Below are 23,790 nucleotides of genomic sequence, written 5' to 3' on the forward strand. Positions count from 1 at the left end.
CGCGGTGCGCGCTCGCATGATCTATTTGGGGACAACCAGGGCGGCGACGGCAAGCGGCATGGTGTTTCTCATAAGGAACTCCTGATCGCGGATGCGTCGCCCACGCCGAACCAACCGGGCGCGCGGGCGGAGGTTTCATTAACTCGCTGACAGCTGCCGCCGCACGTCTGCGAGGCGCGGCCGGTTCAGCCGATCAGTTCAGTTTCTTGCCGCCGTCGGTCACGCCGTCGAGGAACACGCCGGTTTCGCGGTTGAGAAACTCGACATCCGCCGGGAAGAAGCCGCCGGCCGAGGCGTGGCCGGTCACGGTGCCCGGGCTGATCGTCTTGATGGTCACGCCTGCGATGTTCTGGCCCATCTGGTTCGGCTCGAATTCGGGATTGAGCAGGTCCTTGGTGCCGGTGAGGATCAGCGTCTTCGCCTTGATCGAGCCCAGCGCCTTCGCGGTGTCGCCGCCGAACCCGGCCGTGGTGCCGACATCATGCCGGTCATAGGCCCAGCTCTGGTAGATCCAGTCGTTGGCGTCGAACAATTTCCACAGCGCGGTCTCCTGCTCGGCCATCCAAGGCAGCACGTCGGGGCCGGACTTGAACTGCGCCGCATACATGTCGGGCGTGCGCGCCGCGAGCAGCGCGACGATATCGCGGAACAGCTTGAGGCCTTTCTCCGGCGGCGCCTCGTAATTCCCGTCCTTCCACGCCGGATCGTTCATGATCGCCTTGCGCGAGGCCTCCATCACCGCGACCGACCAGGCCGGCGTCTTCGCGAGCGGCACCATCGCAACCAGCGCGTCCATGAAGTCCGGATGGCTGACGCCCCATTGCAGCGCCTGCATGCCGCCCATCGAGGGGCCGACCACGGCGACGACATGGTCGATGCCGAGCTTCTCCTTCATCAGCCGGTACTGCGATTCCACCATGTCGCGGATCGCGAATTTCGGGAACTGCATCCGCGGCTGCACCTTTGAATTGCTCGGCGACGTGGTCAGCCCATTGCCGATCGCGTCGGTGCAGACGATGAAGTACTTGTCGGGGTCGAGCGCCTTACCGGGGCCGATCATGAAATCGAGCCGGTGATGATTGCCCGAGATCGCGGTCACCATCAGGATGGCATTCGACTTCTTCGCGTTCAGCGTGCCGTGGGTGACGTAGGAGATCGAGAAATCCTTGATCGCCTCGCCGCTCTCGAGCTTCAGGTCGCCTTCATTGTAGAGCTGGTGGGCAGGCTGCTGCGGCGTGTGTGCGAAGGCGGGCGGGATCGCCGGGCATGCCAGCAGCGACAGGATCGCGGCGAAGAAGTGGGTGATGCGCCTCATTGGTCTCTCCCCATCGGGGCGGCTCTGTCCGGCCGCCTTCCGCCGCGAAGCATACGGGCCGGCCGTGCCGCGGCAAGGCCGCGGGCACGAAGTTTTAGGTGGCGTGGGCGCGGAATAAACCGCGGCCTGCACGACGGCCGCCGTCGACGCAATGTGCGAACCGGCGCGCCGCCTGCATTTTGTGCCAAAATGCACGCGCTGGTTGCCGAACCTAATCGCGTCTCGCGCGTCAAACATGTTGTTTGATTGTGGAATGCTCCGGTTCACAATGCCGGGCCAGAGCGAGTCGGACCGGCGGAGTCGAGCATGGGCGAGGATTTGAACCGGCAACGCGTCTTGAACTTCCTCGACGTCTACTATGCCGGCGGCATCGAGGGCGCGCTCGATCGCTGCAGCGACGACGTCGCGTTTCTCGCCAACGCCCCGATCGACATTCTTCCGCATATGGGCCAGCACCGCGGCAAGGCGGCGCTGCGCCAGATGTGGACCACGATCCACGAGCGCTATTCCGACATGCGCTACGAGGCGCCGATCGTGGTAACCCAGGGCGACCGGATCGCCGCGCAGTTGCGCGTGTTCTTCCGCAAGCGCAACAACGCCCGCGTGGTGCAGTTCGACGTCGCGGTGTTCTACACGCTGCGCGACGGCAAGATCACCGAGATCCGCGAGATCATCGACACCTTCGACCTCGTCCAGCAGGTGCTGGAGCGTGACGTCGCAGCGGCGCTGACCGGTCATGACGACGTCGCTCACGCAAATTCGCAACGCCGGCGTTGAACCTCGACGGCCCGGCGCTGACCTATGACTGGGCTTGTTGCGGTCGGGGCTGAAATCATCATGAAAGTCGCATTGCTCGCTGTGCTTGGCCTGGCGCTGGGCGCCCTTGGCGGCGCCGCCTTCGGCATCGGAGCCGGGCTTAGCTGGATCGGATTGGCCAGAACCTCGGGTATCGACAGCGGAACGCTGGTGTTTTTCACCTTCATGCCGCTCGGCGCCGCGATCGGCGGCATCGGCGGCGCGCTGCTGTTCGCGGTGGTGGCGATCCGCGACGCCGAGATCGTGATCGAGCGGCAACCGGTGCGGCAGCGCGACCGCTGAATTGCGGCGACCGGAGCGTTTTCGCGCGACGCCTGCTCCGCACGTGATGCGGGGTGGATGCCGGTTCGCATCAAAGAAGCGCGTCAGAACCAGAATCCAGAGGTCGGCGGTCACATTCCGGTAAAATTCCGCGCAATTGTGCATTGCAAAAAAGTCATTTGCGTTTTTGCCGTTCCGCACTATTTCAGCCCGCAATAGCGATGTGCAGCAACCTGGCAAGGCGTCGGCGCTGATCCCCTGCCATTCGTTTGCGTTTGAAAATCCAGTTTCAGGACAAGACCAAAATGACAGAGCATAGTCTCTGGCGTTTTTCGCGCGCATTGCATCGCGCGATCAACGAACGCCAGCTTGCAGATATCGAGCCCTTGCTCGACGACGAGGTCGAATGGTCCATCTACGGGCCGATCGACCTGTTTTCCTTCTTCGGCGCGCGCCGCGGCAAGGCCGCGGTGCTCGAGGTGATCAGGCAGATCGGCGAGAACCTCAGGGTTCACCGCTTCGACCGGGAGCAGATCATGCTCGGCGTGGATTCCGCAGCCTCGATGCTGCGCTATTCGCTGACGGCTCTCGACTCCAACAAGCCGATCTCGCTCCGGATCGCGCATTTCGCGCAGTTCAGGGCCGGCAAGCTGACGAGCTTCCGCGTGCTGGTCGACAGTTTCGACCTGGTCGAGCAGACCGTCGGCTACCCGATCCATCTGCCGCGCATCGCGGTCTGACGGCTTTTCGGTTTCACGCCTTCGTCATGTCCGGGGCACTGCCCCGGCAGCGGCGGCCTGTTTTGCCAGCCCCGAACGGCCGCGCTCGGGACGCGCCGCGCGAACGCGCTGCGCGTTTGTCCCGGACATGACGATCACGCGTTGATCACTTGCTTTCAGAGCGCCGATGCCACAATTTTGCGCCACGGCAAACGCATGCTGCGGCTCTGGAATTTGCGGGCTGGGAATGACTTTCACATTACGATTTGGCTGGGCAAGGCTGCCGGTGCTGGCGGCCGGCTTCGGTCTGGCGATGGCGCTGTCGGCCGCCGCGCAAACCCCGCCATGGCAGATCGCTCCCGCCGCCCAGGATACCGCAGCCGATAACGCCGAGGTTGCTGCCGACCAGGAGCCGCCGGCTGCCAATGCCAATGACGCCGACATCCTGAAGGACATCGACGAGAGCAAGCTCGACTGGAGCCAGCTCGACACCGATTCCACCAGCCTGCCCACACTGGCGCCGAAGCGTGCGGCGAGGCCCGCCAGCGTCGCCGGCAACGATCCATCCTGGTCAACCAACAACAACGCCAACGGCTCGTCGGCGGTGTCGGTTAAGCAGTCGATCTCGCCTTTCCTCGACACCCGCATCGGCGCCGACATGACGGTCGCGAGGCAAGGCACGATGACGACGTCGGAGCAATTGTCGGAGCGGCTCGCCAATGGCGGCAGCCTGCCGCAGTCCGGCGGCACGGCCTGGGCCGCGATCTCGACCGGCGGCGTGGCCTCGATCTGGGACAAGACCTCGGTCGAGGCGCGGGTCGATCCCTCCGCCGACCAGAGCAAGGTCGGCACCTCCCTGAGCAAGTCGGTGCCGCTGTCGGAGCAATATTCGCTGACGCTGCAGAACGGCTACAACCTCATCCAGCAGGGCGTGGTCCCGGTGCCGGGCATCATCAGCCACCCCTCGCGCAGCTACGACACCGATCAGTCGGCGAGCCTGTCCGTTAACGACACCGGCACCAGCATCACGGCAGGCCAGACGCTATCGACCTCCGACGACAGATGGCTGCGCCGGATCGGCGCCGAGCAGAAGCTGTTCGACGGGGTCACTGTCTCCGGCTCGGTCGGCGAGACCTCCCAGGGCGCGACCAACAAGAGCATCAGCGCCGGCTACAAGCGCTCATGGTGAACGGTCTGTTAGCTCTATCGCGCTAAATGATCAGGCATTGCCGCAACTTGGCCCAGATGCGGTCAAATTCGGCGGCACTGATAGGTCCGTAACTTCATCAATTCGTCGTGCGGGGGACAAGCCGCGCTTCGCCATTGCGAACAAGGGGAAAGCCGATGAACGCCACCAACCGTACCGAGGAAGCCGAAACCGAAACGACGTCCGAGGTCGACACCAACCTCGCCGCGGTCTCGGAAGTCGAAGCCGGCATCCGCGACTTCGTGCGCAACGATATCGCCTATCTGCGCCGGCCGGTGGCGAGCCCGGAGACCGCGCCGACCGACACCAACACCGATGCCACCGTCAGCAACGTCAACTCGCTGATCCAGCGCGTCGCCGGCACCTCGCTCGCCGAGATCGAGAAGCTGATCGGCGAGCTCGAGAGCCTGCGTGACCTGCTGCATGCCGAGGGCCAGCGCGTCCAGCGCGAGATCTCCGGCTATGCCCAGCTCAGCCAGGCCGCGATGAAGTCGACGCGCATGATCGCCGACAACGTCTCGCAGTGGAAGCGCGCTGCCGACGGCCTGCGCAACAGCTGATCCGGATCCGCCTTTTTAGGATTGGCAGCCGCCGCCTCCTGAACAGGGGGCGGCGGCTTCGCTTTGCGGCCGCGATTCAGCGCACGATCATGATCCGGTTCATCGGCATCCTGGTAGCCGCGACCGTCGTGATGGTGCTGATCTGGAATCGTTAAGCGGGGTTGATCAGGAGAAGTGTGACGCAGCCAGCCGACGAGTCACATTGGAAGGCGCAATGGCGTGCACCAGGCGCTCCCTCGAGCGCCGGCAGTTACAGACGGTCAGTCAGCGATCGATGCTCGCGGTAGTCTCGAAGGAATAATTGCCGTCGGCAAAGCCCTTCACGACCATTCCGGTGGCCAGCATCACCACAACCGTTACCGTCGCGAAGATGATGCCGACGAGTTTCAGCGCGCTGCGATCTGCCATGGTATCCCCAGTCATTCTTGCCAGATGTCCGTGCCCTCAAACCATAAGGCAGGGACAAAGGTTCAGAATGCGTTAGCAAAAAATGAGTTCCACGCAACGCACAACTGCGTCGGCGGCAGAAGTCACCTGCTAACCATGGCGTCCGGGCAACATCAGAGGCGTGCGGGCAACATCAGGAACCGGGATTCCGCCGCGGCACGAAGGCGGTGGCGAGGAACGAGAACACCACCTCATTGCGCTGATTGACGCCGATGTTGCGGGCCTGGAGGATGCCCCATTCGGGCCGCTTCTCGGACGTGCGCTTGGTCTCGACCTGGTTGGTGAAGCTGATGGTATCGCCTGCCAGCACCGGGCGGATCCAGCGCAGCTCGCGGAAGCCCGGCGAGGGCCCCCAGACCGCGACCTGTTCGCCGCGCGCGGCGGCTTCCGCGGCGAGCCGCTTGCCGTCGGCGACGAGCAGCTTCATGCAGACGCTGGCGACATGCCAGCCCGATGCGGCGAGCCCGCCGAACAGCGACTTGCGCCCCTCCTCCTCGTCGAGATGGAAGCGCTGCGGATCGAACTGCGCGGCAAAGCGCTTGATGTCCTCAGGCGTGAAGGTGAAGGAGCCGAACTCGCGCCGTGCGCCGATCTCGATATCTTCAAAAAAGCGCATGACCTCTCCTATGCGCTCGCAGCGTCGCGGCGGCTGATCATGATCGGCGCCTCCATCTCGCACAACATCTCGCCGCGCGCGTTGCGGATCGTGCCCTTGAAGGTGACGATGCCGGTCTCGGGACGGCTCTTCGAGACGCGCGCTTCGACGACATCGACATCCAGCGTCAAATCGTCGCCCGGACGCAGCGGCGCCACCCAGCGCATCTCGTTGACCCCGGGCGCGCCCAGCGAGGCGGTGCGGCCGATGAAGCCGTCGAACAGCATCCGCATCATCAGCGAGCCGAGATGCCAGCCCGAGCCCGACAGGCCGCGGAGCATGGATTTCTTCGCCGCCTCCTCGTCGAGATGCATCGGCTGCGGGTCGAATTCGGCGGCAAAGGCGAGGATTTCCTCGCGTGAAACATGGCGCGGGCCGAACGTGCCGAAGCGGCCGGGCTTGAAGTCTTCGAAGGTCAGCGTGGTCATTGGGTGAGGATATGCCGGAGGGAAGCCCGATTGTGGCCGTTATTTGCGGCAATCACAACCGGCCCACTCGCATAGCTCGCCCCTGGACCGCCGGCGCCCGGTCCGGGGGCTCGCCTTTGGCGAGACCGATTGGGCTTCTGCGGTATCGATCCCTCTGGTCGCGGAGGCGCTTTGGCGTCGTCCCAAACCATTGGCCCGGCGAATAGCCTCGTCCCAATGGACGCCTGCGGCGCAGGCTTCCACGACGAAGTGATCGCGCCGGCGGTGACGCAGTAGGATGAACGCGACGCGAATCATATTTCGGCTGGCCGGGAGAACCATGATGTTCGATTTCCAGGATCTGTTTCAGTGGGACCGTTTCATCACGCCCACGATCATCAAGACGTTCTACTGGCTGGTGATCGCGGTCATCGTGCTGTTCGGGATCTCCGGCATCCTGTGGAGCCTCACCGCGATGGCGATCAGCCCGTTCGTCGGCTTCATCCAGCTGCTCGCGTCGATCGCCAGCGTCTTCGTCGGCATCGTGTTCTCGCGCATCGCCGCCGAGTTCATCCTGATCGTATTCCGGATCAACGAGCATCTCGGCGCGATCCGCGACCGGGACGGAGCAATGCGCTGAGGCGAACGGCACCCAGCCGAACGCGGCCCGCCCATGCCGTGGTTAATCCGAAGTAGCACCCGCGCGCAAATGCCCGCGAAATTCCGACCGGGATCTTAAATCCGCTCGCGTATCAGCCTCTGCATTGCCAAGACCAACGCGGGGGCGTCGTGAATTCGAGGAATGGCTTTGTTGCCGTGAGGCCGGGTGCCGAGCCGGGCTTTACGACTGAGGATATTTTATGGGCTGTCGGCATCTGGTCGGTGATCCTGACCCTGGTGCCGGTGATCGCATTCTATCTGCTGATGGTGGCGTGAGGTTGTCATTCCGGGGCTCGCGAAGCGAGAACCGCAGGTGCGCGATTGCGCATCGGGGAATATCGAGATTCCGGGTTCGATGCCGCGCATCGCCCCGGAATGACGTTCCATCAATCGACAAAAAACGCGCGAGTGCCGCGCGTTCTTTCCATTTCGAACGTAAGCGGCGTTGTTACGCCGCTTGCTTGTGCATCGTACCGGACGCCGACGCCGTGCCGCGGATCGCCTTGATCGAGCGCTCGATCGCGGCCCACAGCCGATTGATCTCGGCGGCGGCGCGGCCTTCCGCATAATATTCGCGGGCGCCTTCACCCTGGCCGAGCGCCATCAGAAGATCGGCGCGGTTGGTGATCTGGCCGCTCCACACCGGCGCGCGGAATTTCGCCAGCGCCTCGCGCGCGATCGCGACGATGCGGCTTTCGGCGCCGTCACGCTGCGCGGGCGCGCCGTTGATCACCACGGCATAGGGCTTGCGCATCGAGCGGCAGGTCTGGATGGTTTCCTGCACAGCGTTGACGTCGAACACGCCGGGCCGCGCCGGAATGATCACCATCGTGGCGTTCTTGATGGAGTCGTCGACCACGGCCGAGAGGTTCGGCGGCGTGTCGATGAACACCCACTCGATGCCCTCACGCTTGGCCTGGGCAATGATCCCGCTGACCGAGTTCACCGCCGTCTTGATCGCCGGCTCGTTGGTGCCGCGCAGCTTGTGCCAGAGAGTCAGCGAGCCCTGCGGATCGGCGTCGATCAGCAGACAGGGCTTCGTTGCCTTGTGCACTTGCGCAGCGAGGTGAGCAGCCAGGGTACTTTTTCCCGAGCCCCCCTTACGCGAAGCGAAAACAATCACGTTCATACGTTGGCCTCCAGATTGACCCCAGGAGGCGAAAATGAATCAGCGCGCTGATTCGCGAAAGAAAAAATTTCTTGCAATCCGCAAAGTGGCCAAGATTACCGGTGCGCTTTGCTTTTTGAGTCACACCGAACTTATGACGCAACCGCAAATGGAAGCGCTAAGCGTTTGATTTGACTCAGGGCCTAGCGTTTTCCGGCGGCTTTCGCGCGCTCGCGCTCGATCCATTTGCGCTCGATCCAGCCGAGCAATTGCGCTGTCGGTTTCTGCAGGAACGGGACGTCCTGCGCGAACAAAAGGAGTCCGAGCGGCAGCATCCAGAGTCCGAGCACCGGCAGGAAGCTGAAGATGCCGCCGATGATCAGGAGGATCGCGAGCGGAATCCGCACATAGCGCGACGACGGCTTGCGCAGCCACGCGACGAAGCGCGCCGGCTTTTCCGGCAGCTTGGCTTCGAACCAGGCGAAGTGCCGATCGATCTCTTGCTTGTAGTATTCGCTCACGCGTCCCACTCCATCCGTTCCACGAGCGGAACGGATTTGGCAAACCACACAAGTCCCACAGATGATACTGCGTGACAGCGTCGCAAGGCGTCAGTCTGTCGCGCATGACAGGCTTGAAATCGCGGCCGGACGATCTATCGCGCATTTTCACGCGAAGCGCACGATTGCGCGACGACGCGCGTCAAGCTGGTGACTCCTCGCCTGCGCGCGATGCGAGTGAGGTCAGTGGGCCGGCTTCTTCGCCTTGTGCGATTTGGCGACTTTCCGCTTCGCAGGCCGCCGCTCCACGCGCTCGCTCGCCTCGCGCGGCTCGGGACGGAAGAACACGCGGCAGGCCGGCGAGAGCTGCGCCTTGTTCCTGATCATGCAGGCCGTGATGCGATCGACGTCGGGAATCTCGGGGCTACAGAGCCTGAACGCGTCAGGCGTACAGGCCTGCTGCTGATCCGGCGTATAGGCCTCGCTTCGGCCCGGCAGCAGCAGCGCCACCAAGGCGATGCTTGAAATCAACGCAAACGAAAAACTCCTTGAACCGGCGGTCCCCATGCATCCCCCCAAAAGGTGTCACTAGGCGTCGTTAAGGCGTCGTGTCAGTCAGTTTGGGTGACAGGGCAGAGAAGTGCAAGCGGACGCGATGACACGCCGGGCGATAAGGGCGAGCGACCTTGCGATGGTCTGATCTTGCGATGTCGCGCTGAGTGATCTTGCGGATGGTACAGTTGGGTGGGCTCGAACCACCGACCTCCTGTTCCACAGACACAGTAAGGGCTCCGCCGGACCTACGCCATCTTCGCCACTTCTACGAAAATTGCAGTATTATCAAATAGTAGGACCGCCGCATCCCGCCTTACCTGCGCTGCAATTGGCGCTAGGGTGGTAGCTACGTGGTAGCTACAGAGGCGATCGATGACGACCGCCTCAAATTGCTAGTTGAGGCAATGGATTAAGGGCAGATCGGTCGACCGGAGGGGTAGAGCGAAATTCGAACTGCCGTCAGCCAATTCCCACTAAAAGATCAGCCATTCCGATTTTCCCGGACAGCCTCTGACCTAATCGGCGTCCCGAACCTCAGCAACATGACAAACGTATTCTTGACGCACCCCGCTGCTGGATGCCTAGCGCAGGCCCTCCACCCATCTTTCGATCTCGCCGCTGTCGGCAGATAGCTCCGTTCCGAATTCGCCGGCAAAAACGCGCCATGCAAACAAATTGCTCTGGGGTACACCGATCACGACGGTGATGTTGCACTCCATCGCCTTGGCGATGAGGTCGAGCAGTCCGCCACCGCCGCATTCGGCCTTGCCGAACTTGTTGAGCACCAGCACATCGGGAGCATCGCCCAGGCTGCCTTCGATCCGTGCAGCGACCTCCGCAAGCGCCGACTCGTCGAGCCGGCAGCCCGACGCGCCAGCACCACGATCCTCATAGATCGACGTGCGACGACCGGTGCTTAAATCCTCCAGGAGGACATCGCATCGTCGCTCCGACGCCGCGTCAACCGGGTGCTGCAAGACGCCGGCAAGCGACAGTCTGTTGCGACGACACGATGCGACCAGCGCCTCAAATGCCGCCGCAGGGTATTTGTTCTGCGGATAAACGATTGCCGCCAGCGACGGCGTGCGCGGCGGAACGACTTCAGGCGTCCGGATGGAAAGCGTGACCGACATCTTGATTCACCTCAATGGAACGTGCGCCTATCAGATCAAGGCAATAGGGAATGGCCGGGAAGACGGAGCCGAGACAGATGCCGCGAGAGGATCGCGGTCGGAACCTGCTCCAGACTGCCCCTGATTCGCGCAAGGCTGCGGGGACAAGCCGTGCGGCCGATTTCGTGCTGGTCGCTCATGTGCAACTCCCGCTGCCGGCACATGAGCATCCCACGTGCGGTACGACGCCCTGCGCTTCGTCCCGCATCAGCGACCAGTGCAGCATGTGCGTCAGGCAGCGGAAGCCCGGATCACCGGCGCGTTCGACCGTATTCATCAACGCAAGCCAGTCCTCGCTCGATGCAAGGTTGGCAAAACGCCGCACCGCGCCCGCGGCGTACTCACCGAGCGTCTCGTCAAAGCGATCAGCCGCGGCACCGATGCGCGCCAACAGAACGAGATCACCACAGCCGAGCAGCGCATCGGCCGCCACGGCCTGTTCGCTGAAATTCCTGATGATTTGCCCGAGCTGCATGGTGTTTCCCTATTGCAGAAGCGGTGAGCTGGCGCCCGCCAGTGCAATTCCTGTGATCTCTGCACGGCCGGCCAGGACAGCAACATATTGAGCGAGCGAGCGGTGCTGCACGCTTGTTGCGAGGTAGTCGGCGATGCGCTCGCGGGCGAGTTCAAACGGCAGGACCTGCCCCGGCGCGTGCCGATCGAGCCGAACGATATGGAAGCCATAGCGCGTTTCGACGATGGCGAGCTCACCCTCGTCCATGCGAGCCAGCGCCACCTCGAATTCCTCGATCGTCTGGCCACGCGTCAGCTGGCCGAGGCTGCCTCCGTTCTCGGCCGAGGTTCGGCAGTCGGAACGGGTGCGCGCCAGCTGATCAAACAGGGCGGGGTCTTCCAGCACGGACGACAATACCTTCTCCGCAGTCTCGCGGGCCCCACTCCGCGCAGCAGCATCATTCCGCGGAGTCGCGATCAGGATATGAGCGGCCTCGTACAGATCACCCGACCGGAAACGACGCTGGTTCTGTTCATAGTAGCGCAGGCATGAGGCATCGTCCGGCTCGGGCGTGACGACCTCCCGTTCGATCAGCGCACGCATTGCCGCCTCTTCGGGGGTTTCGCTCCGACCTTTGGCGTCCCGCAGCGGCTCCGCGGAAATTTCGAGCCGCCGCGCCTCCTGCAGCAGCAATTCCCGCACGACCAATGCACGTGCGGCTGCCTGCCAGGCCAGGATCGGCTTCTCCGCCGGATGGTTCTGCACCTCGCGCGCGATCGCCTCGCGCGGAATGACGGTGCCATTGACGCTGATGGTCTTCGGCTTGGGAAGGCTGTCGGTGAGCGAGCAATCCATGGTCCTACTCCGCAGGCTGCAGAGGACGATCGGCGGCGCGCGAGGCGCCGTCGCTGCGGCGCACGACCTGATAGCCGCGGCGGCCCAGATACCAGACCGGCGCGCTCCAGATATGGACCAGCCGCGTGAACGGGAAGACGAGGAAGATCGTCATGCCCAATACGAGATGCGCCTTGAAGATCGGGTGCACGTCCAGGATATTTGCGGCAATGCCCGGCTGCAGCGTCAGGATGCCCTGCGCCCATCCCATGAACTTCACCATCTCGTGGCCATCCAGATGCCCGAGCGATACGGGAATTGTGGCCAGGCCCAAAAGCAGCTGGGCGAACAGGATCAGGAGGATTGCGGTGTCGCCGAACGAAGAGTTGGCGCGGATGCGCGGATCGAACAGCCTCCGGTGCGTCAACAGCGAAATCCCGGCCAGACACATCAGCCCCGCCGCGCCGCCTGCGACAATCGCCAGCATCTGCTTGAAGCCATGCGAGACGCCGAGCATGTCGAATATCCAGATCGGGGTCAGCAGGCCGACGAAGTGGCCGAGGAAAATGAAGAGGATTCCGACGTGGAACAGGTTGGAGCCCCAGACAAGCTGTCGTCGCCGCAGCAATTGGCTCGATCCGCTGCGCCAGCTATATTGCTCGCGGTCGAAGCGGACGAGACTGCCGAACAGGAAGACGGTGAGGCAGAGATACGGATACCAGCCGAAGACGATGGCGTTGAGCGTCTGCATGATCTGGCCTCTCATTGCTGCTGTGACGCCGCCGGCCCCACGGCGCGGCGGGCGTGCCGAAGCTTTGCGATCAGGGTCTCGTGGCCGCAGGCGCCGGCCCCCTGCGCGCCGGGCCCGAACCGGACCTCCTCCTCTTCCCAGGCCGCGTCGAGCGCAACCAGATCCGTCGGATCGGTATCGGGTGCCTTCAACAATTCATCCACGATTTCGCGACGCGGCACTTCGACGGCGATCTTGACCAGCGCATCGAAAACGACCCTGTAGCTCGACTTACGCTGTCCGAGTCGCTCGGCGAGTGCCGCAAAAATATGTGCGGTCTGGCCGAGGAGCTCCCGCGCCTCCGCGACCGGCTGCGTCGCCAGGAATTCCAGGAACAGCGGCACGTAATCCGGCAGTTCGTTCGCCGCGATAGCCAACCCCGCGTTCTCGTACATGGCTTTAAGATCGACCATGGCCTGGCCGCGGTCGCGGCTTTCACCGTGGACATGCTCGAACAGATGCAGCGCAAGCGTCTTGCTGCGATCAAACAGCAGGCCGTAACGCTCCTGCAGGTCGTAGAGATCGCCGATGGCGATTTCCTCGATCAGCACCTCGACCGCACCGCGGCACGCCGCCGGCACCAGTCTCTCGGCATCGAGCACAGCCGCAAACTCCGGCGCGGCTTCGATCAGCGCCTCGGTCGGATAGCTCAGGAGAGCCGATAGGACCTTGAACGTCTTCATCACGCGATCTCCATCGGATTCTTTACCTTGCGGGGCGAACCGAACAGATTGGTGTCGGTCTCGCCGACGGAGCAGCCGTTGCCGAAGGTGAAACCGCAGGAGCCGCGGATGTCGAAGGCGTCGGCGCCGAGTTCGCGATGCGCGGTCGGGATCACGAAACGATCCTCGTAGTTGGCGATCGCCATGATCTGGTACATCTCGTCGATTTGCGCCGGCTTCAGGCCAACCCGGCGGGCGATCGCTTCATCAACGACGCCGTCGAGCGTCTTGGCCCGCATATAGGCGCGCATCGCCATCATGCGCTCGAGCGCCAGCGTAACCGGCGCTTCGTCGCCCGCGGTCAGCAGATTGGCGAGATAGCGCATCGGAATCCGCAGCGACTTCACGTCCGGCATGCCGCCATCGAGACCGATCTTGCCGGCGGATGCGGCCGAGGTGATCGGCGACAGCGGCGGCACGTACCAGACCATCGGCAAGGTGCGGTATTCCGGATGCAGCGGGAATGCGACCTTCCATTCCATCGCCATCTTCCAGATCGGCGAGGCCTTTGCCGCCTCGAGCCAGGCATACGGAATGCCTTGCCGTTCGGCTTCGGCGATCACCTTCGGATCGTTCGGATTGAGGAAGATATCGAGCTGGGCCTGATAGAGATCACGTTCGTCAGGCTTGCTCGCCGCTTCCGCGATGCGGTCGGCGTCGTACAGCACAACGCCGAGATAGCGGATACGCCCGACGCAGGTCTCCGAACACACGGTCGGCTGGCCGGCTTCGATGCGTGGATAGCAGAAGATGCACTTCTCCGACTTTCCCGAGGACCAGTTGTAGTAAATCTTCTTGTAGGGGCAGCCGGAGACGCACATGCGCCAGCCGCGGCACTTGTCCTGGTCGATCAGGACGATGCCGTCCTCTTCACGCTTGTAGATCGCTCCCGAAGGACAGGACGCGACGCAAGCGGGATTGAGGCAATGCTCGCACAACCGCGGCAGGTACATCATGAACGTGTTTTCGAACTGGCCGTAGATGTCCTTCTGAACGCCCTCGAAATTGTAATCCTGCGAGCGCTTTTCGAACTCGCCGCCGAGGATCTCTTCCCAGTTCGGACCCCACTGGATCTTCTCCAGCCGCTCGCCGGAGACCAGCGAACGCGGACGGGCGGTCGGCATCGCCTTCATTTCCGGCGCCTGCTGCAGATGCTGGTAGTCGAAGGTGAACGGCTCGTAGTAGTCGTCGATCTCGGGCAAGTCGGGATTGGCGAAGATGTTCGCCAGTATCCGCCACTTGCCGCCGATGCGCGGCTGGATCGAGCCGTTGCGGTTGCGCTTCCAGCCGCCCTTCCAGCGCGCCTGGTTCTCCCAATCCTTGGGATAGCCGATACCAGGCTTGGTCTCGACATTGTTGAACCACGCATATTCCATGCCTTGGCGGCTGGTCCACACGTTCTTGCAGGTGACGCTGCAGGTGTGACACCCGATGCACTTGTCGAGGTTCAGCACCATTGCGATCTGGGCGCGGATCTTCATTGTGCGGCCTCCAACTGGGACGTGCCGGGTTGATCTGCAGCAGGCGTATCGAGCCAATCGACTTTCGACATCTTGCGAACGATGACGAATTCGTCGCGGTTGGCGCCGACCGTGCCGTAGTAATTGAAGCCGTAGGCTTGCTGTACGTAGCCGCCGATCATGTGGGTCGGCTTGAGCACGGTACGGGTAACGGAGTTATGGATGCCGCCGCGCTGGCCGGTCTGCTCGGAACCCGGCACATTCACGATCTTCTCCTGCGCATGATACATCATGCACATGCCTTGCCGGACGCGTTGCGAGACCACCGCGCGGGCGACCAGCGCGCCGTTGGAGTTGTAGGCCTCGATCCAGTCGTTATCGGCGATGCCCGCCGCTTTGGCGTCGAGTTCGCTGATCCACACGATCGGACCGCCACGCGAGAGCGTCAGCATCAGGAGATTGTCGGTGTAGGTGGAGTGGATGCCCCACTTCTGGTGCGGCGTGATGAAGTTCAAGACTACGGAGCCATTGCCGTTCGGCTTGCGGTCGATCACCGGCTTGACCGTCTTGGTGTCGATCGGCGGCCGGTACACGCAGAAGCCCTCGCCGAAAGCACGCATCCACAGATGATCCTGATAGAGCTGCTGACGGCCAGTCAGCGTGCGCCACGGGATCAATTCGTGAACGTTGGTGTAGCCGGCGTTGTAGCAGACCTTCTCGGACTCCAGGCCCGACCAGATCGGCGAGGAGATGATCTTGCGCGGCTGTGCAACCACGTCGCGGTACCGGATCTTCTCATCTTCCTTGGGGACGGCCAGATGGGTGTGATCTCGCCCGGTGAAATTTCCGAGCGACGACCACGCCTTGACCGCGACCTCACCGTTGGTCTCCGGAGCGAGACTCAGGATGACCTCGCAGGCGTCGATCGCGCTGTCGATGCGGGCAAGTCCCTGGGACGCGCCTTCCTCCGTTACGACGCCGTTCAGCTTCTTGAGCAGCTCGACCTCGTGATCGGTGTTCCAGCTCATGCCCTTGCCGCCATTGCCGAGCTTGTTCATCAGCGGTCCGAGCGACGTGAAACGCTTGTGGAGGTTGGGGTAGTCGCGCTCGACCACGGTCACCGCCGGCATGGTCTTGCCGGGAATCGGATCGATAGCTCCCGTCTTCCAGTCCTTCACGTCGAAAGGTTGGGCGATCTCGCCGGGGCTGTCATGCATGATCGGCGTGAGGACAACGTCCTTCTCGACGCCCAGCACCTCGGGTGCGACCTTCGAGAAGGCTTCCGCGATCCCCTTGTAGATGTCCCAGTCGCTGCGCGATTCCCAGACCGGATCGATCGCCGCCGACAGCGGATGAATGAAGGGATGCATGTCGGAGGTATTGAGATCGTTCTTCTCGTACCAGGTCGCGGTCGGCAGCACGATGTCCGAGTACATGCAGGTCGTGGACATCCGGAAGTCGAGCGTGACCAGCAGGTCGAGCTTTCCTTCCGGGGCGTCTTCGCGCCATTTGACCTCGAGAGGCTTCTTCCTGCCGTCCTCGCCGAGATCCTTGCCCAGCACGCCGTGCTTGGTGCCGAGCAGATGTTTCAGGAAGTATTCGTGCCCCTTGCCGGACGCCCCCAGCAGGTTCGAGCGCCAGACGAACATGTTGCGTGGCCAGTTCTTCGGGCCATCGGGATCTTCGCACGACAGCTTCAGAACGCCCGACTGGAGGGATTTAGCGACGTAGTCCTTCGGCTCCAGCCCGGCGGCAGCCGCAAGCTTCGAAACTTCCAACGGGTTGGTCTCGAGCTGCGGTGCAGAAGGCAGCCAACCCATCCGCTCGGCGCGAACGTTGTAGTCGATCAGCGCGCCATCCCACGGACCTTGCGGCGCCGTCGGTGACAGAATTTCCTTCACATCGAGCGTCTCGTAGCGCCACTGATCGGTGTGGGCGTAGAACGCCGAGGTCGAATTCATCTGCCGCGGCGGGCGGCCCCAGTCGAGACCGAAGGCAAGCGGCGTCCAGCCGGACTGCGGCCGCAGCTTCTCCTGGCCGACGTAGTGCGACCAGCCCCCGCCGGACTGCCCGATGCAACCGCACATCACCAGCATGTTGATGATGCCACGGTAGTTCATGTCCATGTGATACCAGTGGTTCAGCCCGGCGCCGAGGATGACCAAGGAACGGCCGCCGGTCTTCTCGGCATTGGCGGCGAATTCGCGGGCGACCGCGATGATCTGATCGCGCGGCACGCCGGTGATCCTCTCCGCCCAAGCCGGCGTATAGGGCTGGATGTCGTCGTAAGTGTTGCCGAGGTGCTCGCCTCCGAAGCCGCGATCGACGCCGTAATTGGCGACGAACAGATCATAGACCGACGCCACCAGCACCTCGCCGTCGTTCAGCTGGATCCGCTTGGCGGGGACTTTGCGCGTCAGGACGTCCGGATGGTCGGTTCCCTTGAAATGGTCGTGCTCGCGATTGCCGAAATAGGGAAATGCCACGTCGGCAAGTTCATCCCTGGTGTCGGCGAGCGAAAGCCGGAGCCTGGTGACGCGGCTCCTCGAGTCCCGCTCCTCCAGATTCCATTTGCCTTGCTCGCCCCAGCGGAATCCGACCGAGCCGTTCGGGACCACGATCTCGCCAGTCGCCTCGTCATAGGCCACCGTCTTCCACTCGGGATTGTTGGCCTCGTCGAGCGAAGTGGCGAAATCCGAGGCGCGCACGAACCGCTCAGGCACGAGCCGTCCCTCGGATTTCACCAGCCGTACCAGAAATGGCATATCCGTATACTGGCGCGCGTAGTCGTTGAAATATCTGGCCTGCCGATCGACGTGGAATTCCTTGAGGATTACGTGCCCCATAGCCATCGCCAGCGCCGCGTCGGTGCCTTGCTTGGGTGACACCCAGAGATCGGCGAATTTGGAGGCTTCCGAATAATCCGGACAGATCACGACGCTCTTGGCGCCCTTGTAGCGGACCTCGGTATAGAAATGCGCATCCGGCGTGCGCGTCTGCGGGACGTTCGATCCCCACAGGATCAGGAAGCCCGCATTGTACCAGTCTGCGCTTTCGGGCACGTCGGTCTGCTCGCCCCAGGTCTGCGGCGAGGCCGGCGGCAGGTCGCAATACCAGTCGTAGAACGACATGCAGACGCCGCCGAGCAGCGACAAATAGCGCGCGCCTGCCGCGTAGCTCACCATCGACATCGCCGGAATCGGCGAGAAGCCAAACACCCGGTCCGGACCGTAAGTCTTCGCGGTGTAGGCGTTGGCGGACGCCACGATCTCGTTGACCTCGGCCCAGCTGGCGCGAACGAAGCCGCCGAGGCCGCGCTTCTGCACATAGGCCGCTCGCTTCGTCGGATCTTCGACGATCGATTTCCAGGCCGCGACCGGTGTCATCACAGCGCGCGCCTCGCGCCACAGCTTCAACAGCCGCGAGCGCACCAGCGGATATTTCACGCGGTTGCCGGAATAGAGGTACCAGCTGTAGCTGGCGCCGCGCGCACAGCCGCGGGGTTCGTGGTTTGGAAGGTCCGGGCGCGTGCGCGGATAGTCAGTCTGCTGGGTTTCCCAGGTGACGATGCCGCCCTTGACATAGACCTTCCACGAACAGGAGCCGGTGCAGTTCACACCATGCGTCGACCGCACGATCTTGTCGTGCTGCCAGCGCTTCCGGTAGCCGTCCTCCCAGGAGCGGTCCTCGGTCGTCGTCACGCCGTGACCATCGGCAAAATCCGGCCTGGCGCGCGTGAAGAATGTCAGCCTGTCCAGGAAATGGCTCATCCCTCGTCTCCTTATTCCGCGGGCTGGGTGGCGGGCGAGATCCGAGCGCGCCGTTCGATGTCGTGAAGCAGGCCACCCTTGCGGGTATAGACAGCCCAAGTGATGACGATGCAGGTCACATAGAAGATGAAGAATCCCCACAGCGCCGCCTGAACGCCGCCAGTGAGGTCGATCGAGGTGCCGAACGACTTCGGAATAAAGAATGCCCCGAACGCGGCAATCGCGGAGGTGAAGCCGGTTATGGCGGCCGATTCCTTCTCGGCCTGGCGCAACCGGGTCGCGGGATCGGCGGTCGGCATCAGGCGGTTCATCTCCTGCCGCATGATGTTGGGGATCATCTGGAAGGTCGACGCGTTGCCGACGCCGGTCGCGAAGAACAACAGCAGGAACATCGCGAAGAATCCCCAGAACGCGCCGGGTTGATCCTTGATACCGAGGAAATAAAGCACCCCGAGCACGCCAACCATCATCAGCGCGAACACGCCGACGGTCACGCGGCCGCCGCCCCATTTGTCGGCCATCCAGCCCGTGGCTGATCGCGAGAGCGCCCCGACCAGCGGGCCGAGGAAGGCGAATTGCAGCGCATCGACGGCGGGAAACTGGGTCTTCGTCAGCAGGGGGAAGCCCGCCGAGTAGCCGATGAAGGAGCCGAAAGTGCCGGTGTAGAGCCAGCACATGATCCAGTTGTGCTTACGCTGGAAGATCACCGCCTGGTCGGCAAACGAGGCTTTGGCGGATGCAATGTCGTTCATGCCGAACCAGGCCGCAAAGGCGCTGGCGACGATGAACGGCACCCAGATGAAGCCGGCATTCTGCAGCCAGAGCGGCACTTCGGTGCTCCCGCTCTTGACCGCGGTCGGATCGCCCCCGAACCAACCGAACACGCCCACGGTGATCACGATCGGCACGACGAACTGCACGACGCTTACGCCGAGATTGCCGAGACCCGCATTGAGCGCGAGCGCGTTTCCCTTCTCCGCGCGGGGGAAGAAGAACGATATGTTGGCCATCGAGGAGGCAAAATTGCCGCCGCCGAAACCACACAACAACGCGAGCCCCAGGAAGACCGGATACGGCGTCGCCGGATTTTGCACGGCATAGCCGATACCGACGGCGGGCAGCAGCAGCGACCAGGTGGCAAGCGTGGTCCACAGCCGTCCGCCGAAGATCGGCACCATGAAAGAGTAGAATATCCGCAGCACCGCGCCCGATATGCCGGGCAGCGCCGCAAGCCAGAACAGCTGGTCGGTCGTGAACTGGAAGCCGACCGACGGCAATTTGGCCACCACCACCGACCAGACCTGCCACACCGCAAAGGACAGCAGCAGCGCCGGGATCGAAATCCAAAGATTGCGCCGGGCGATCGCCCGTCCGCCGCCGGCCCAGAACGCGGCATCCTCCGGGCGCCAGTCGGTGAGGACGGCGCCGGACAGCGCGCCGACATGCTGCGGCTGATGAATGTCAAGCATCTCGGGCAGTTCGGGAAGCTTCTTGAGTGCTTCGCCGACCACGCCACGCTCCATCTGCCTGATGGAGACGTGCATCCAGACCAGCGCGGTCGTGACCAGTACGAACAACAGCATGAAGCAGCTGGTCCAGAGCCCCGTCAGATCGACCAGCGCGCCGAACGCGATCGGCAGCACGAAACCGCCGAGGCCGCCGATCATGCCGACCAAGCCGCCGACCGCGCCGACATTCTGCGGATAGTAGACCGGGATGTGCTTGTAGACCGCAGCCTTTCCGAGCGCCATGAAGAAGCCCAGAACGAACACGGTCACCACGAACGGCACCAATCCCATCTCGAGATGGAAGCCGACCGTACCGTTGACCGTCTTCACCAAGTAGTCGGTCGGCGGATAAGACAGGATGAAGGTCGCGGCAGCGCCGACCAGGAGCGTCCAGTACATGACGCGCCGCGCGCCATAGCGGTCGGAGAGATGGCCGCCATAAGCACGGAACACGCTGGCGGGGAACGAGAACATTGCGGCCATCATGCCGGCCGTCTTGATGTCGACGCCGTAGACCTTGATCAGGTACTGCGGCAACCAGAGCGACAACGCGACAAAGGCGCCAAACACGAAGAAATAGTACAGCGCAAAGCGCCAGACCTGGACATTCATCAGGGGCGCGAGCTCGAGCCAGGCACTTTTCGGCTGCTGATGCCGCTCGCGACGCGCACGAACGACCGGGTCTTCGTCGGAGAATATCCAGAAGATGATGCCCATCACGGCGATGGCGAGTGCCCAGATCTGGGCCACGGCCTGCCAGCCATAGGCGACCAGCACAAACGGCGCGAGGAATTTTGTCACCGCGGCACCCACATTACCCGCGCCGAAAATCCCGAGCGCGGTTCCCTGCTTGGCTGCCGGATAGAACCGCGAGACATAAGCCACGCCGACTGCAAACGAGCCACCCGCGATGCCGACAAAGAAGGCCGCGAGCAGGAATCCGGGATAAGTATGTGCCCACGTCAGCAGATAGGTTGCGACCGCCGCGGACAGCATCACCGCGGTGTAAACCCGCCGCCCACCATACTGGTCGGTCCAGATGCCCAGCACCAGCCGGATCAACGATCCGCTCAAAATCGGTGTGCCAACCAGCAAACCGAACTCGGTATCATTCAGCCCAAGCTCCTGCTTGATCCGAATCCCGATGATCGAGAAAATCGTCCAGACTGCGAAGCAGATCGTGAAGGAAATCGTCGAAAGCCAAAGTGCCCGGCTTTCGCGTTTGGTGCTCGAACCTGCAGCGTCCATGGTGCCCCTCGGAATGGCTGTTGCAAAGCATGGATCGCAGAACTTGAATTGAATTGATTTGCGCCAGATCAAACGAGCCCGGCTAAATCAGCCGCGCGGCGTCTCTGCGAGCGATAGCCGCTGGATCGACGCGGCGGGCGAAATCGCAGCATTGCCGCCTTCCGCCTTTTTGAACGAGGAGGCGCTGCACTTTGTTCGGCTCAGGTTTGATCTGGCGCAAAAAGGCGAAACCGGCTTCGGCCTACCTTAGTTATCTAGGTATCTCCTCTGAGGAAGGCGCTGCAGTGATTATCGATCTTTTGCGCCGAGAGCATCGCAATATTGATTTGCTCCTCACTGTCCTTGAGCGGGAACTTCAGCTCTTTGAGCGCGGCCGTCGCCCCGACTATGAGGTTATTCGAGCGATTATCAGCTATTTCAAAGTCTACCCGGAGGTATACCATCATCCCCAGGAAGACTTGATCTTCGCCAAGCTGACGCTTCGCGATCCGGATGCGGCTGCAACCGTCGGCGATCTAGCACGTGAGCACGCAGATGGAGCCGATCGTTTGCGCCGCTTCGCTGAGGCGATCGATGGTGTCCTCGCGGATCGCGAGCTTCCTCGACAGGAGGTCGGCCGCATCATACGAGATTTCATAGTGAAGGAGCGCCACCATATGATGGTGGAAGAGCGTGATTTCTTCCCGGCGGCGCTCAAGGCTCTATTGCCCCAGGATTGGACGGAGGTCGCTTCGGCCCTAACCGATCACAAGGATCCGTTATTCAGCGAAGCCGCCGAAGAGACCTTCGATGCCTTGAGAGCGCATATTCTGCGACTGGAGCAGGAGGCTGAAGCGGAACGCCACCAAGTCAAGCTTTGATCCATGATCCGTCATCGCCGTCTCAGAGCTTGCGAGCGCTACACAGCAGCGGGGCGTAAGCGAGCGCGAAACCCAGAAACGCTCCTGTCCATGCGATACCCGCGATCATCAGCAGCGCGATCGAATAGGCCGGCTCAACAGAGGCGCATATCCGCGCCAGCGCTGCGACGATGATCGAGGCGTAAACGGCCTGAGTGGCAGTGGATGCTGAAAGCGCCTGCCCCGTATGACCGAGCGACGCCCGCGTCATCACGGCGATCGTCATCGAACCGATCGCACCGCCGGTCCAGGCATGAACCCCTGCGCTGGGTGCGACGAGGTCTAGCGAAGATAGTGCCGCCAGGAAAAAACCGGCAGGCACGAACGCGTAGGCAACGTGGAGGATCAGGACAAGCCGGTCCGATATCGTTCGATGGCCGGCCCAGCGAACGAGTCGGATAACATGGAGCACTCCAGCAATTCCCAGAGCACCTGCAACCGCGCGACCGGAAGGAACCGCCGCCCATGCGCCCATAGCGCACGCGCCGACAATTATCGTCGCCGCGTCGAATCGGTTGAAGGGAACAGGCAGCCGACCCGGCTTCTGGCTCGAGAGCCAGTTGCGCGTGAAGCTCGGAACGATCCGCCCTCCGATCACGCAAACCAGCGTAACGACCAGCGCAACACCGGCCCGCGCTGAATAGTCCGCGACGCCATTGAAATGTGCCTCGATATGGAAAGCGATGTTGGTGGCCGCAAGCAGCGACACGATGCCCACCACCTTCAGATTGCTCCACTTTCGTCCAGCGATGATCTCGCGGGCGGCTGCGGCGACGAGCGAGAGCAGGAACGCAGTGTCGATCGCAAGCGCCAATTGCCAGCCGATGATGCCTGAGAATGTCGCGGCCAGTCTTCCGGCAAGCCAGGCGCCGAACAGAGCGGCGAGTGGACCGCCCTGGATCGGGAGACGTCCTGTCCAGTTCGGAACGGCGGTCAGGAGGAAGCCCGCTATCACCGCACCCACATAACCGAACAACATCTCATGCACGTGCCAGTCCCGTGATGCGAACGCGGTTGGAAGGCTGACATCCCCCACGAAGACCGCCATCCACAATGGAACGATCGCGCCGGCGTAGATGGCGCCGAACAGAAAGAACGGCCGAAAACCGTGGGAGAACAGTGCTGGGCCCCGGTAGCTCCTTGACTTCTGCATCGTCGCCATGGACGTCTTCCTTGTTCAGCGGGTCTGGCACGATACTGCGCGATGCAAATCAATCGCGACGCCGCGAATCTTGAATTGATCTGCGTCAAACCTGGCCCGCGATACTCCCTGGCGCTCGCTCCGGCTTTCCTTTGCCGCGGGCACCTCTCAAGAATATGCCGCCCTCCCGCTTGCTGGATTGAGCTGGGTCAACAGCCCCCTCGCCGTCGCACCGGAGACGTTGAGCCACGTCAATCGCTCGAACTGCTACACGTGCGACAAGGAACAACATCGACCGGAGGCGATGTTGCTGCGCCACACATTCACATCATGGCTTTGCCGGCTCACCCTTTTGGGATGGCGCGACATCGCGTCGGCGCCATTCGGTTGCGTGATCGAACTTGCAATGATTGATGGCGAACATCAGCCGCTCGGTATCCCCTGCATCCGCCACACCGAGGGGTGGCTGGACGCCGTAACGATGCAACCTGTTACTGTGTCGGCGACGCACTGGCGCTACTGGCGGCCTGACGTGCTGCCGATGTGCTGCTGCTGACGATGGCGCGGTTTGGTGCCATCAAC

General features: G+C 62.7%; 28 protein-coding genes and 1 pseudogene. 12 read left to right on the forward strand and 17 right to left on the reverse strand.

Going from position 1 to position 23,790, the window contains the following annotated elements:
* Positions 1–193 precede the first annotated feature (193 nt).
* Positions 194–1,315 carry an alpha/beta fold hydrolase gene (locus XI02_RS37905; RefSeq protein ID WP_172646834.1) on the reverse strand — a complete coding sequence of 374 codons (1,122 nt, stop codon included), beginning with the start codon at positions 1,313–1,315 and terminating at the stop codon, positions 194–196.
* A 306-nt stretch (positions 1,316–1,621) separates the two neighbouring features.
* On the opposite strand from XI02_RS37905, the gene XI02_RS37910 reads away from it, so the two are divergent.
* From XI02_RS37910 to XI02_RS37935, 6 genes are all read left to right on the forward strand, one after another.
* A complete protein-coding gene (locus tag XI02_RS37910; RefSeq protein ID WP_172646833.1) occupies positions 1,622–2,092 on the forward strand; it encodes a nuclear transport factor 2 family protein in 471 nt (156 codons plus the stop codon).
* 60 nt (positions 2,093–2,152) lie between these two features.
* On the forward strand, positions 2,153–2,413 hold the full coding sequence (locus tag XI02_RS37915; RefSeq protein ID WP_137479000.1) for a hypothetical protein: 261 nt from the start codon (positions 2,153–2,155) through the stop codon (positions 2,411–2,413).
* A gap of 57 nt (positions 2,414–2,470) precedes the next feature.
* On the forward strand, positions 2,471–2,611 hold the full coding sequence (locus XI02_RS37920) for a hypothetical protein (protein ID WP_172646832.1): 141 nt from the start codon (positions 2,471–2,473) through the stop codon (positions 2,609–2,611).
* Between the two features lie 86 nt (positions 2,612–2,697).
* Positions 2,698–3,132: a nuclear transport factor 2 family protein gene (locus XI02_RS37925; RefSeq protein WP_026193357.1), complete on the forward strand. Its 435-nt coding sequence runs from the start codon at positions 2,698–2,700 to the stop codon at positions 3,130–3,132.
* A 226-nt stretch (positions 3,133–3,358) separates the two neighbouring features.
* Complete coding sequence (locus tag XI02_RS37930) at positions 3,359–4,300, forward strand: hypothetical protein (RefSeq protein WP_172646831.1); 942 nt, start codon at positions 3,359–3,361, stop codon at positions 4,298–4,300.
* A 155-nt stretch (positions 4,301–4,455) separates the two neighbouring features.
* Entirely contained in the window at positions 4,456–4,878 is a 423-nt protein-coding gene (locus XI02_RS37935) for a hypothetical protein (RefSeq protein WP_069276589.1), read from the forward strand.
* Positions 4,879–5,142: 264 nt separating this feature from the next.
* Here the strand turns inward: XI02_RS37935 and XI02_RS37940 are convergent, their stop codons facing one another.
* The 3 genes from XI02_RS37940 to XI02_RS37950 form a co-directional block, all read right to left on the reverse strand.
* Positions 5,143–5,286 (reverse strand): hypothetical protein, encoded by a 144-nt coding sequence (locus tag XI02_RS37940; protein WP_016841369.1) that lies wholly within the window; start codon positions 5,284–5,286, stop codon positions 5,143–5,145.
* Positions 5,287–5,458: 172 nt separating this feature from the next.
* Positions 5,459–5,941: a MaoC family dehydratase gene (locus XI02_RS37945; RefSeq protein ID WP_016841368.1), complete on the reverse strand. Its 483-nt coding sequence runs from the start codon at positions 5,939–5,941 to the stop codon at positions 5,459–5,461.
* Positions 5,942–5,949: 8 nt separating this feature from the next.
* Positions 5,950–6,408, reverse strand: coding sequence for a MaoC family dehydratase (locus XI02_RS37950; protein WP_016841366.1), 459 nt, complete (start codon positions 6,406–6,408; stop codon positions 5,950–5,952).
* A gap of 322 nt (positions 6,409–6,730) precedes the next feature.
* Here XI02_RS37950 and XI02_RS37955 point away from each other — a divergent pair, with 322 nt between their 5' ends.
* Together XI02_RS37955 and XI02_RS37960 are read left to right on the forward strand one after the other, a co-directional pair.
* Positions 6,731–7,027 (forward strand): DUF4282 domain-containing protein, encoded by a 297-nt coding sequence (locus tag XI02_RS37955; RefSeq protein ID WP_026193358.1) that lies wholly within the window; start codon positions 6,731–6,733, stop codon positions 7,025–7,027.
* A 149-nt stretch (positions 7,028–7,176) separates the two neighbouring features.
* Positions 7,177–7,323 carry a hypothetical protein gene (locus tag XI02_RS37960; protein ID WP_016841361.1) on the forward strand — a complete coding sequence of 49 codons (147 nt, stop codon included), beginning with the start codon at positions 7,177–7,179 and terminating at the stop codon, positions 7,321–7,323.
* Between the two features lie 172 nt (positions 7,324–7,495).
* On the opposite strand, the gene XI02_RS37965 is transcribed toward XI02_RS37960, so the two are convergent.
* Positions 7,496–8,176 (reverse strand): ParA family protein, encoded by a 681-nt coding sequence (locus XI02_RS37965; protein WP_026193359.1) that lies wholly within the window; start codon positions 8,174–8,176, stop codon positions 7,496–7,498.
* Positions 8,177–8,210: 34 nt separating this feature from the next.
* Between XI02_RS37965 and XI02_RS46100 the strand changes: the two genes are divergently transcribed.
* Entirely contained in the window at positions 8,211–8,345 is a 135-nt protein-coding gene (locus XI02_RS46100) for a hypothetical protein (protein ID WP_256438792.1), read from the forward strand.
* Between the two features lie 13 nt (positions 8,346–8,358).
* Here the strand turns inward: XI02_RS46100 and XI02_RS37970 are convergent, their stop codons facing one another.
* The 11 genes and pseudogenes from XI02_RS37970 to XI02_RS38015 all read right to left on the reverse strand — a co-directional run bounded on the left by XI02_RS37970 (position 8,359) and on the right by XI02_RS38015 (position 21,168).
* A complete protein-coding gene (locus XI02_RS37970; protein WP_018273595.1) occupies positions 8,359–8,685 on the reverse strand; it encodes a hypothetical protein in 327 nt (108 codons plus the stop codon).
* A 213-nt stretch (positions 8,686–8,898) separates the two neighbouring features.
* Positions 8,899–9,165 (reverse strand): hypothetical protein, encoded by a 267-nt coding sequence (locus XI02_RS37975; protein WP_172649049.1) that lies wholly within the window; start codon positions 9,163–9,165, stop codon positions 8,899–8,901.
* Positions 9,166–9,791: 626 nt separating this feature from the next.
* Entirely contained in the window at positions 9,792–10,343 is a 552-nt protein-coding gene (locus XI02_RS37980) for a DUF2478 domain-containing protein (RefSeq protein ID WP_172646830.1), read from the reverse strand.
* A pseudogene (locus XI02_RS46525) lies at positions 10,312–10,422 on the reverse strand (molybdopterin adenylyltransferase); the annotation flags it as partial. The gene XI02_RS37980 and the pseudogene XI02_RS46525, both read right to left, overlap by 32 nt.
* Positions 10,423–10,518: 96 nt before the next feature.
* Positions 10,519–10,857 (reverse strand): hypothetical protein, encoded by a 339-nt coding sequence (locus XI02_RS37985; protein ID WP_016841354.1) that lies wholly within the window; start codon positions 10,855–10,857, stop codon positions 10,519–10,521.
* Between the two features lie 9 nt (positions 10,858–10,866).
* Positions 10,867–11,691: a peptidylprolyl isomerase gene (locus tag XI02_RS37990; RefSeq protein WP_172646829.1), complete on the reverse strand. Its 825-nt coding sequence runs from the start codon at positions 11,689–11,691 to the stop codon at positions 10,867–10,869.
* A 4-nt stretch (positions 11,692–11,695) separates the two neighbouring features.
* Complete coding sequence (gene narI / locus XI02_RS37995; protein WP_016841352.1) at positions 11,696–12,421, reverse strand: respiratory nitrate reductase subunit gamma; 726 nt, start codon at positions 12,419–12,421, stop codon at positions 11,696–11,698.
* Between the two features lie 11 nt (positions 12,422–12,432).
* The gene (gene narJ, locus XI02_RS38000) at positions 12,433–13,143 is read right to left on the reverse strand and encodes a nitrate reductase molybdenum cofactor assembly chaperone (protein WP_016841351.1); all 711 of its coding nucleotides are present in this window, start codon (positions 13,141–13,143) and stop codon (positions 12,433–12,435) included.
* A complete protein-coding gene (narH, locus tag XI02_RS38005; protein WP_172646828.1) occupies positions 13,143–14,663 on the reverse strand; it encodes a nitrate reductase subunit beta in 1,521 nt (506 codons plus the stop codon). Before narH ends, narJ begins: the two co-directional genes overlap by 1 nt.
* On the reverse strand, positions 14,660–18,412 hold the full coding sequence (locus XI02_RS38010) for a nitrate reductase subunit alpha (RefSeq protein WP_172646827.1): 3,753 nt from the start codon (positions 18,410–18,412) through the stop codon (positions 14,660–14,662). Before XI02_RS38010 ends, narH begins: the two co-directional genes overlap by 4 nt.
* Before the next feature lie 11 nt (positions 18,413–18,423).
* Positions 18,424–21,168, reverse strand: coding sequence for an MFS transporter (locus XI02_RS38015; protein WP_172646826.1), 2,745 nt, complete (start codon positions 21,166–21,168; stop codon positions 18,424–18,426).
* Positions 21,169–21,226: 58 nt separating this feature from the next.
* Between XI02_RS38015 and XI02_RS38020 the strand changes: the two genes are divergently transcribed.
* Together XI02_RS38020 and XI02_RS38025 are read left to right on the forward strand one after the other, a co-directional pair.
* Positions 21,227–21,418, forward strand: coding sequence for a hypothetical protein (locus tag XI02_RS38020; RefSeq protein ID WP_172646825.1), 192 nt, complete (start codon positions 21,227–21,229; stop codon positions 21,416–21,418).
* Between the two features lie 34 nt (positions 21,419–21,452).
* Positions 21,453–22,028, forward strand: a complete 576-nt coding sequence (locus XI02_RS38025; RefSeq protein WP_172646824.1) for a hemerythrin domain-containing protein — start codon at positions 21,453–21,455, stop codon at positions 22,026–22,028.
* Between the two features lie 22 nt (positions 22,029–22,050).
* Here XI02_RS38025 and XI02_RS38030 read toward each other — a convergent pair whose 3' ends face one another.
* The gene (locus tag XI02_RS38030; RefSeq protein WP_172646823.1) at positions 22,051–23,229 is read right to left on the reverse strand and encodes an NnrS family protein; all 1,179 of its coding nucleotides are present in this window, start codon (positions 23,227–23,229) and stop codon (positions 22,051–22,053) included.
* A 220-nt stretch (positions 23,230–23,449) separates the two neighbouring features.
* Here XI02_RS38030 and XI02_RS38035 point away from each other — a divergent pair, with 220 nt between their 5' ends.
* On the forward strand, positions 23,450–23,764 hold the full coding sequence (locus XI02_RS38035) for a hypothetical protein (protein WP_172645830.1): 315 nt from the start codon (positions 23,450–23,452) through the stop codon (positions 23,762–23,764).
* Positions 23,765–23,790: the final 26 nt, after the last annotated feature.

It is taken from the genome of Bradyrhizobium sp. CCBAU 21365 (assembly GCF_015291305.1).
GTDB classification, from domain to species: domain Bacteria; phylum Pseudomonadota; class Alphaproteobacteria; order Rhizobiales; family Xanthobacteraceae; genus Bradyrhizobium; species Bradyrhizobium elkanii.

Excerpts from the sequence above, each read along its gene's own strand:
- XI02_RS38015 (WP_172646826.1), bottom strand. The coding sequence starts at position 21,168 with ATGGACGCTGCAGGTTCGAGCACCAAACGCGAAAGCCGGGCACTTTGG.
- XI02_RS37950 (WP_016841366.1), bottom strand. The coding sequence starts at position 6,408 with ATGACCACGCTGACCTTCGAAGACTTCAAGCCCGGCCGCTTCGGCACG.
- XI02_RS37945 (WP_016841368.1), bottom strand. The coding sequence starts at position 5,941 with ATGCGCTTTTTTGAAGATATCGAGATCGGCGCACGGCGCGAGTTCGGC.
- narI (WP_016841352.1), bottom strand. The coding sequence starts at position 12,421 with ATGCAGACGCTCAACGCCATCGTCTTCGGCTGGTATCCGTATCTCTGC.
- XI02_RS37985 (WP_016841354.1), bottom strand. The coding sequence starts at position 10,857 with ATGCAGCTCGGGCAAATCATCAGGAATTTCAGCGAACAGGCCGTGGCG.
- XI02_RS38030 (WP_172646823.1), bottom strand. The coding sequence starts at position 23,229 with ATGGCGACGATGCAGAAGTCAAGGAGCTACCGGGGCCCAGCACTGTTC.
- XI02_RS37910 (WP_172646833.1), top strand. The coding sequence starts at position 1,622 with ATGGGCGAGGATTTGAACCGGCAACGCGTCTTGAACTTCCTCGACGTC.
- XI02_RS37925 (WP_026193357.1), top strand. The coding sequence starts at position 2,698 with ATGACAGAGCATAGTCTCTGGCGTTTTTCGCGCGCATTGCATCGCGCG.
- XI02_RS37940 (WP_016841369.1), bottom strand. The coding sequence starts at position 5,286 with ATGGCAGATCGCAGCGCGCTGAAACTCGTCGGCATCATCTTCGCGACG.
- XI02_RS38010 (WP_172646827.1), bottom strand. The coding sequence starts at position 18,412 with ATGAGCCATTTCCTGGACAGGCTGACATTCTTCACGCGCGCCAGGCCG.
- XI02_RS37920 (WP_172646832.1), top strand. The coding sequence starts at position 2,471 with ATGCCGGTTCGCATCAAAGAAGCGCGTCAGAACCAGAATCCAGAGGTC.
- XI02_RS37955 (WP_026193358.1), top strand. The coding sequence starts at position 6,731 with ATGTTCGATTTCCAGGATCTGTTTCAGTGGGACCGTTTCATCACGCCC.
- narH (WP_172646828.1), bottom strand. The coding sequence starts at position 14,663 with ATGAAGATCCGCGCCCAGATCGCAATGGTGCTGAACCTCGACAAGTGC.
- XI02_RS46100 (WP_256438792.1), top strand. The coding sequence starts at position 8,211 with ATGAATCAGCGCGCTGATTCGCGAAAGAAAAAATTTCTTGCAATCCGC.
- narJ (WP_016841351.1), bottom strand. The coding sequence starts at position 13,143 with ATGAAGACGTTCAAGGTCCTATCGGCTCTCCTGAGCTATCCGACCGAG.
- XI02_RS37980 (WP_172646830.1), bottom strand. The coding sequence starts at position 10,343 with ATGTCGGTCACGCTTTCCATCCGGACGCCTGAAGTCGTTCCGCCGCGC.
- XI02_RS37965 (WP_026193359.1), bottom strand. The coding sequence starts at position 8,176 with ATGAACGTGATTGTTTTCGCTTCGCGTAAGGGGGGCTCGGGAAAAAGT.
- XI02_RS37935 (WP_069276589.1), top strand. The coding sequence starts at position 4,456 with ATGAACGCCACCAACCGTACCGAGGAAGCCGAAACCGAAACGACGTCC.
- XI02_RS37905 (WP_172646834.1), bottom strand. The coding sequence starts at position 1,315 with ATGAGGCGCATCACCCACTTCTTCGCCGCGATCCTGTCGCTGCTGGCA.
- XI02_RS37915 (WP_137479000.1), top strand. The coding sequence starts at position 2,153 with ATGAAAGTCGCATTGCTCGCTGTGCTTGGCCTGGCGCTGGGCGCCCTT.
- XI02_RS37930 (WP_172646831.1), top strand. The coding sequence starts at position 3,359 with ATGACTTTCACATTACGATTTGGCTGGGCAAGGCTGCCGGTGCTGGCG.
- XI02_RS37990 (WP_172646829.1), bottom strand. The coding sequence starts at position 11,691 with ATGGATTGCTCGCTCACCGACAGCCTTCCCAAGCCGAAGACCATCAGC.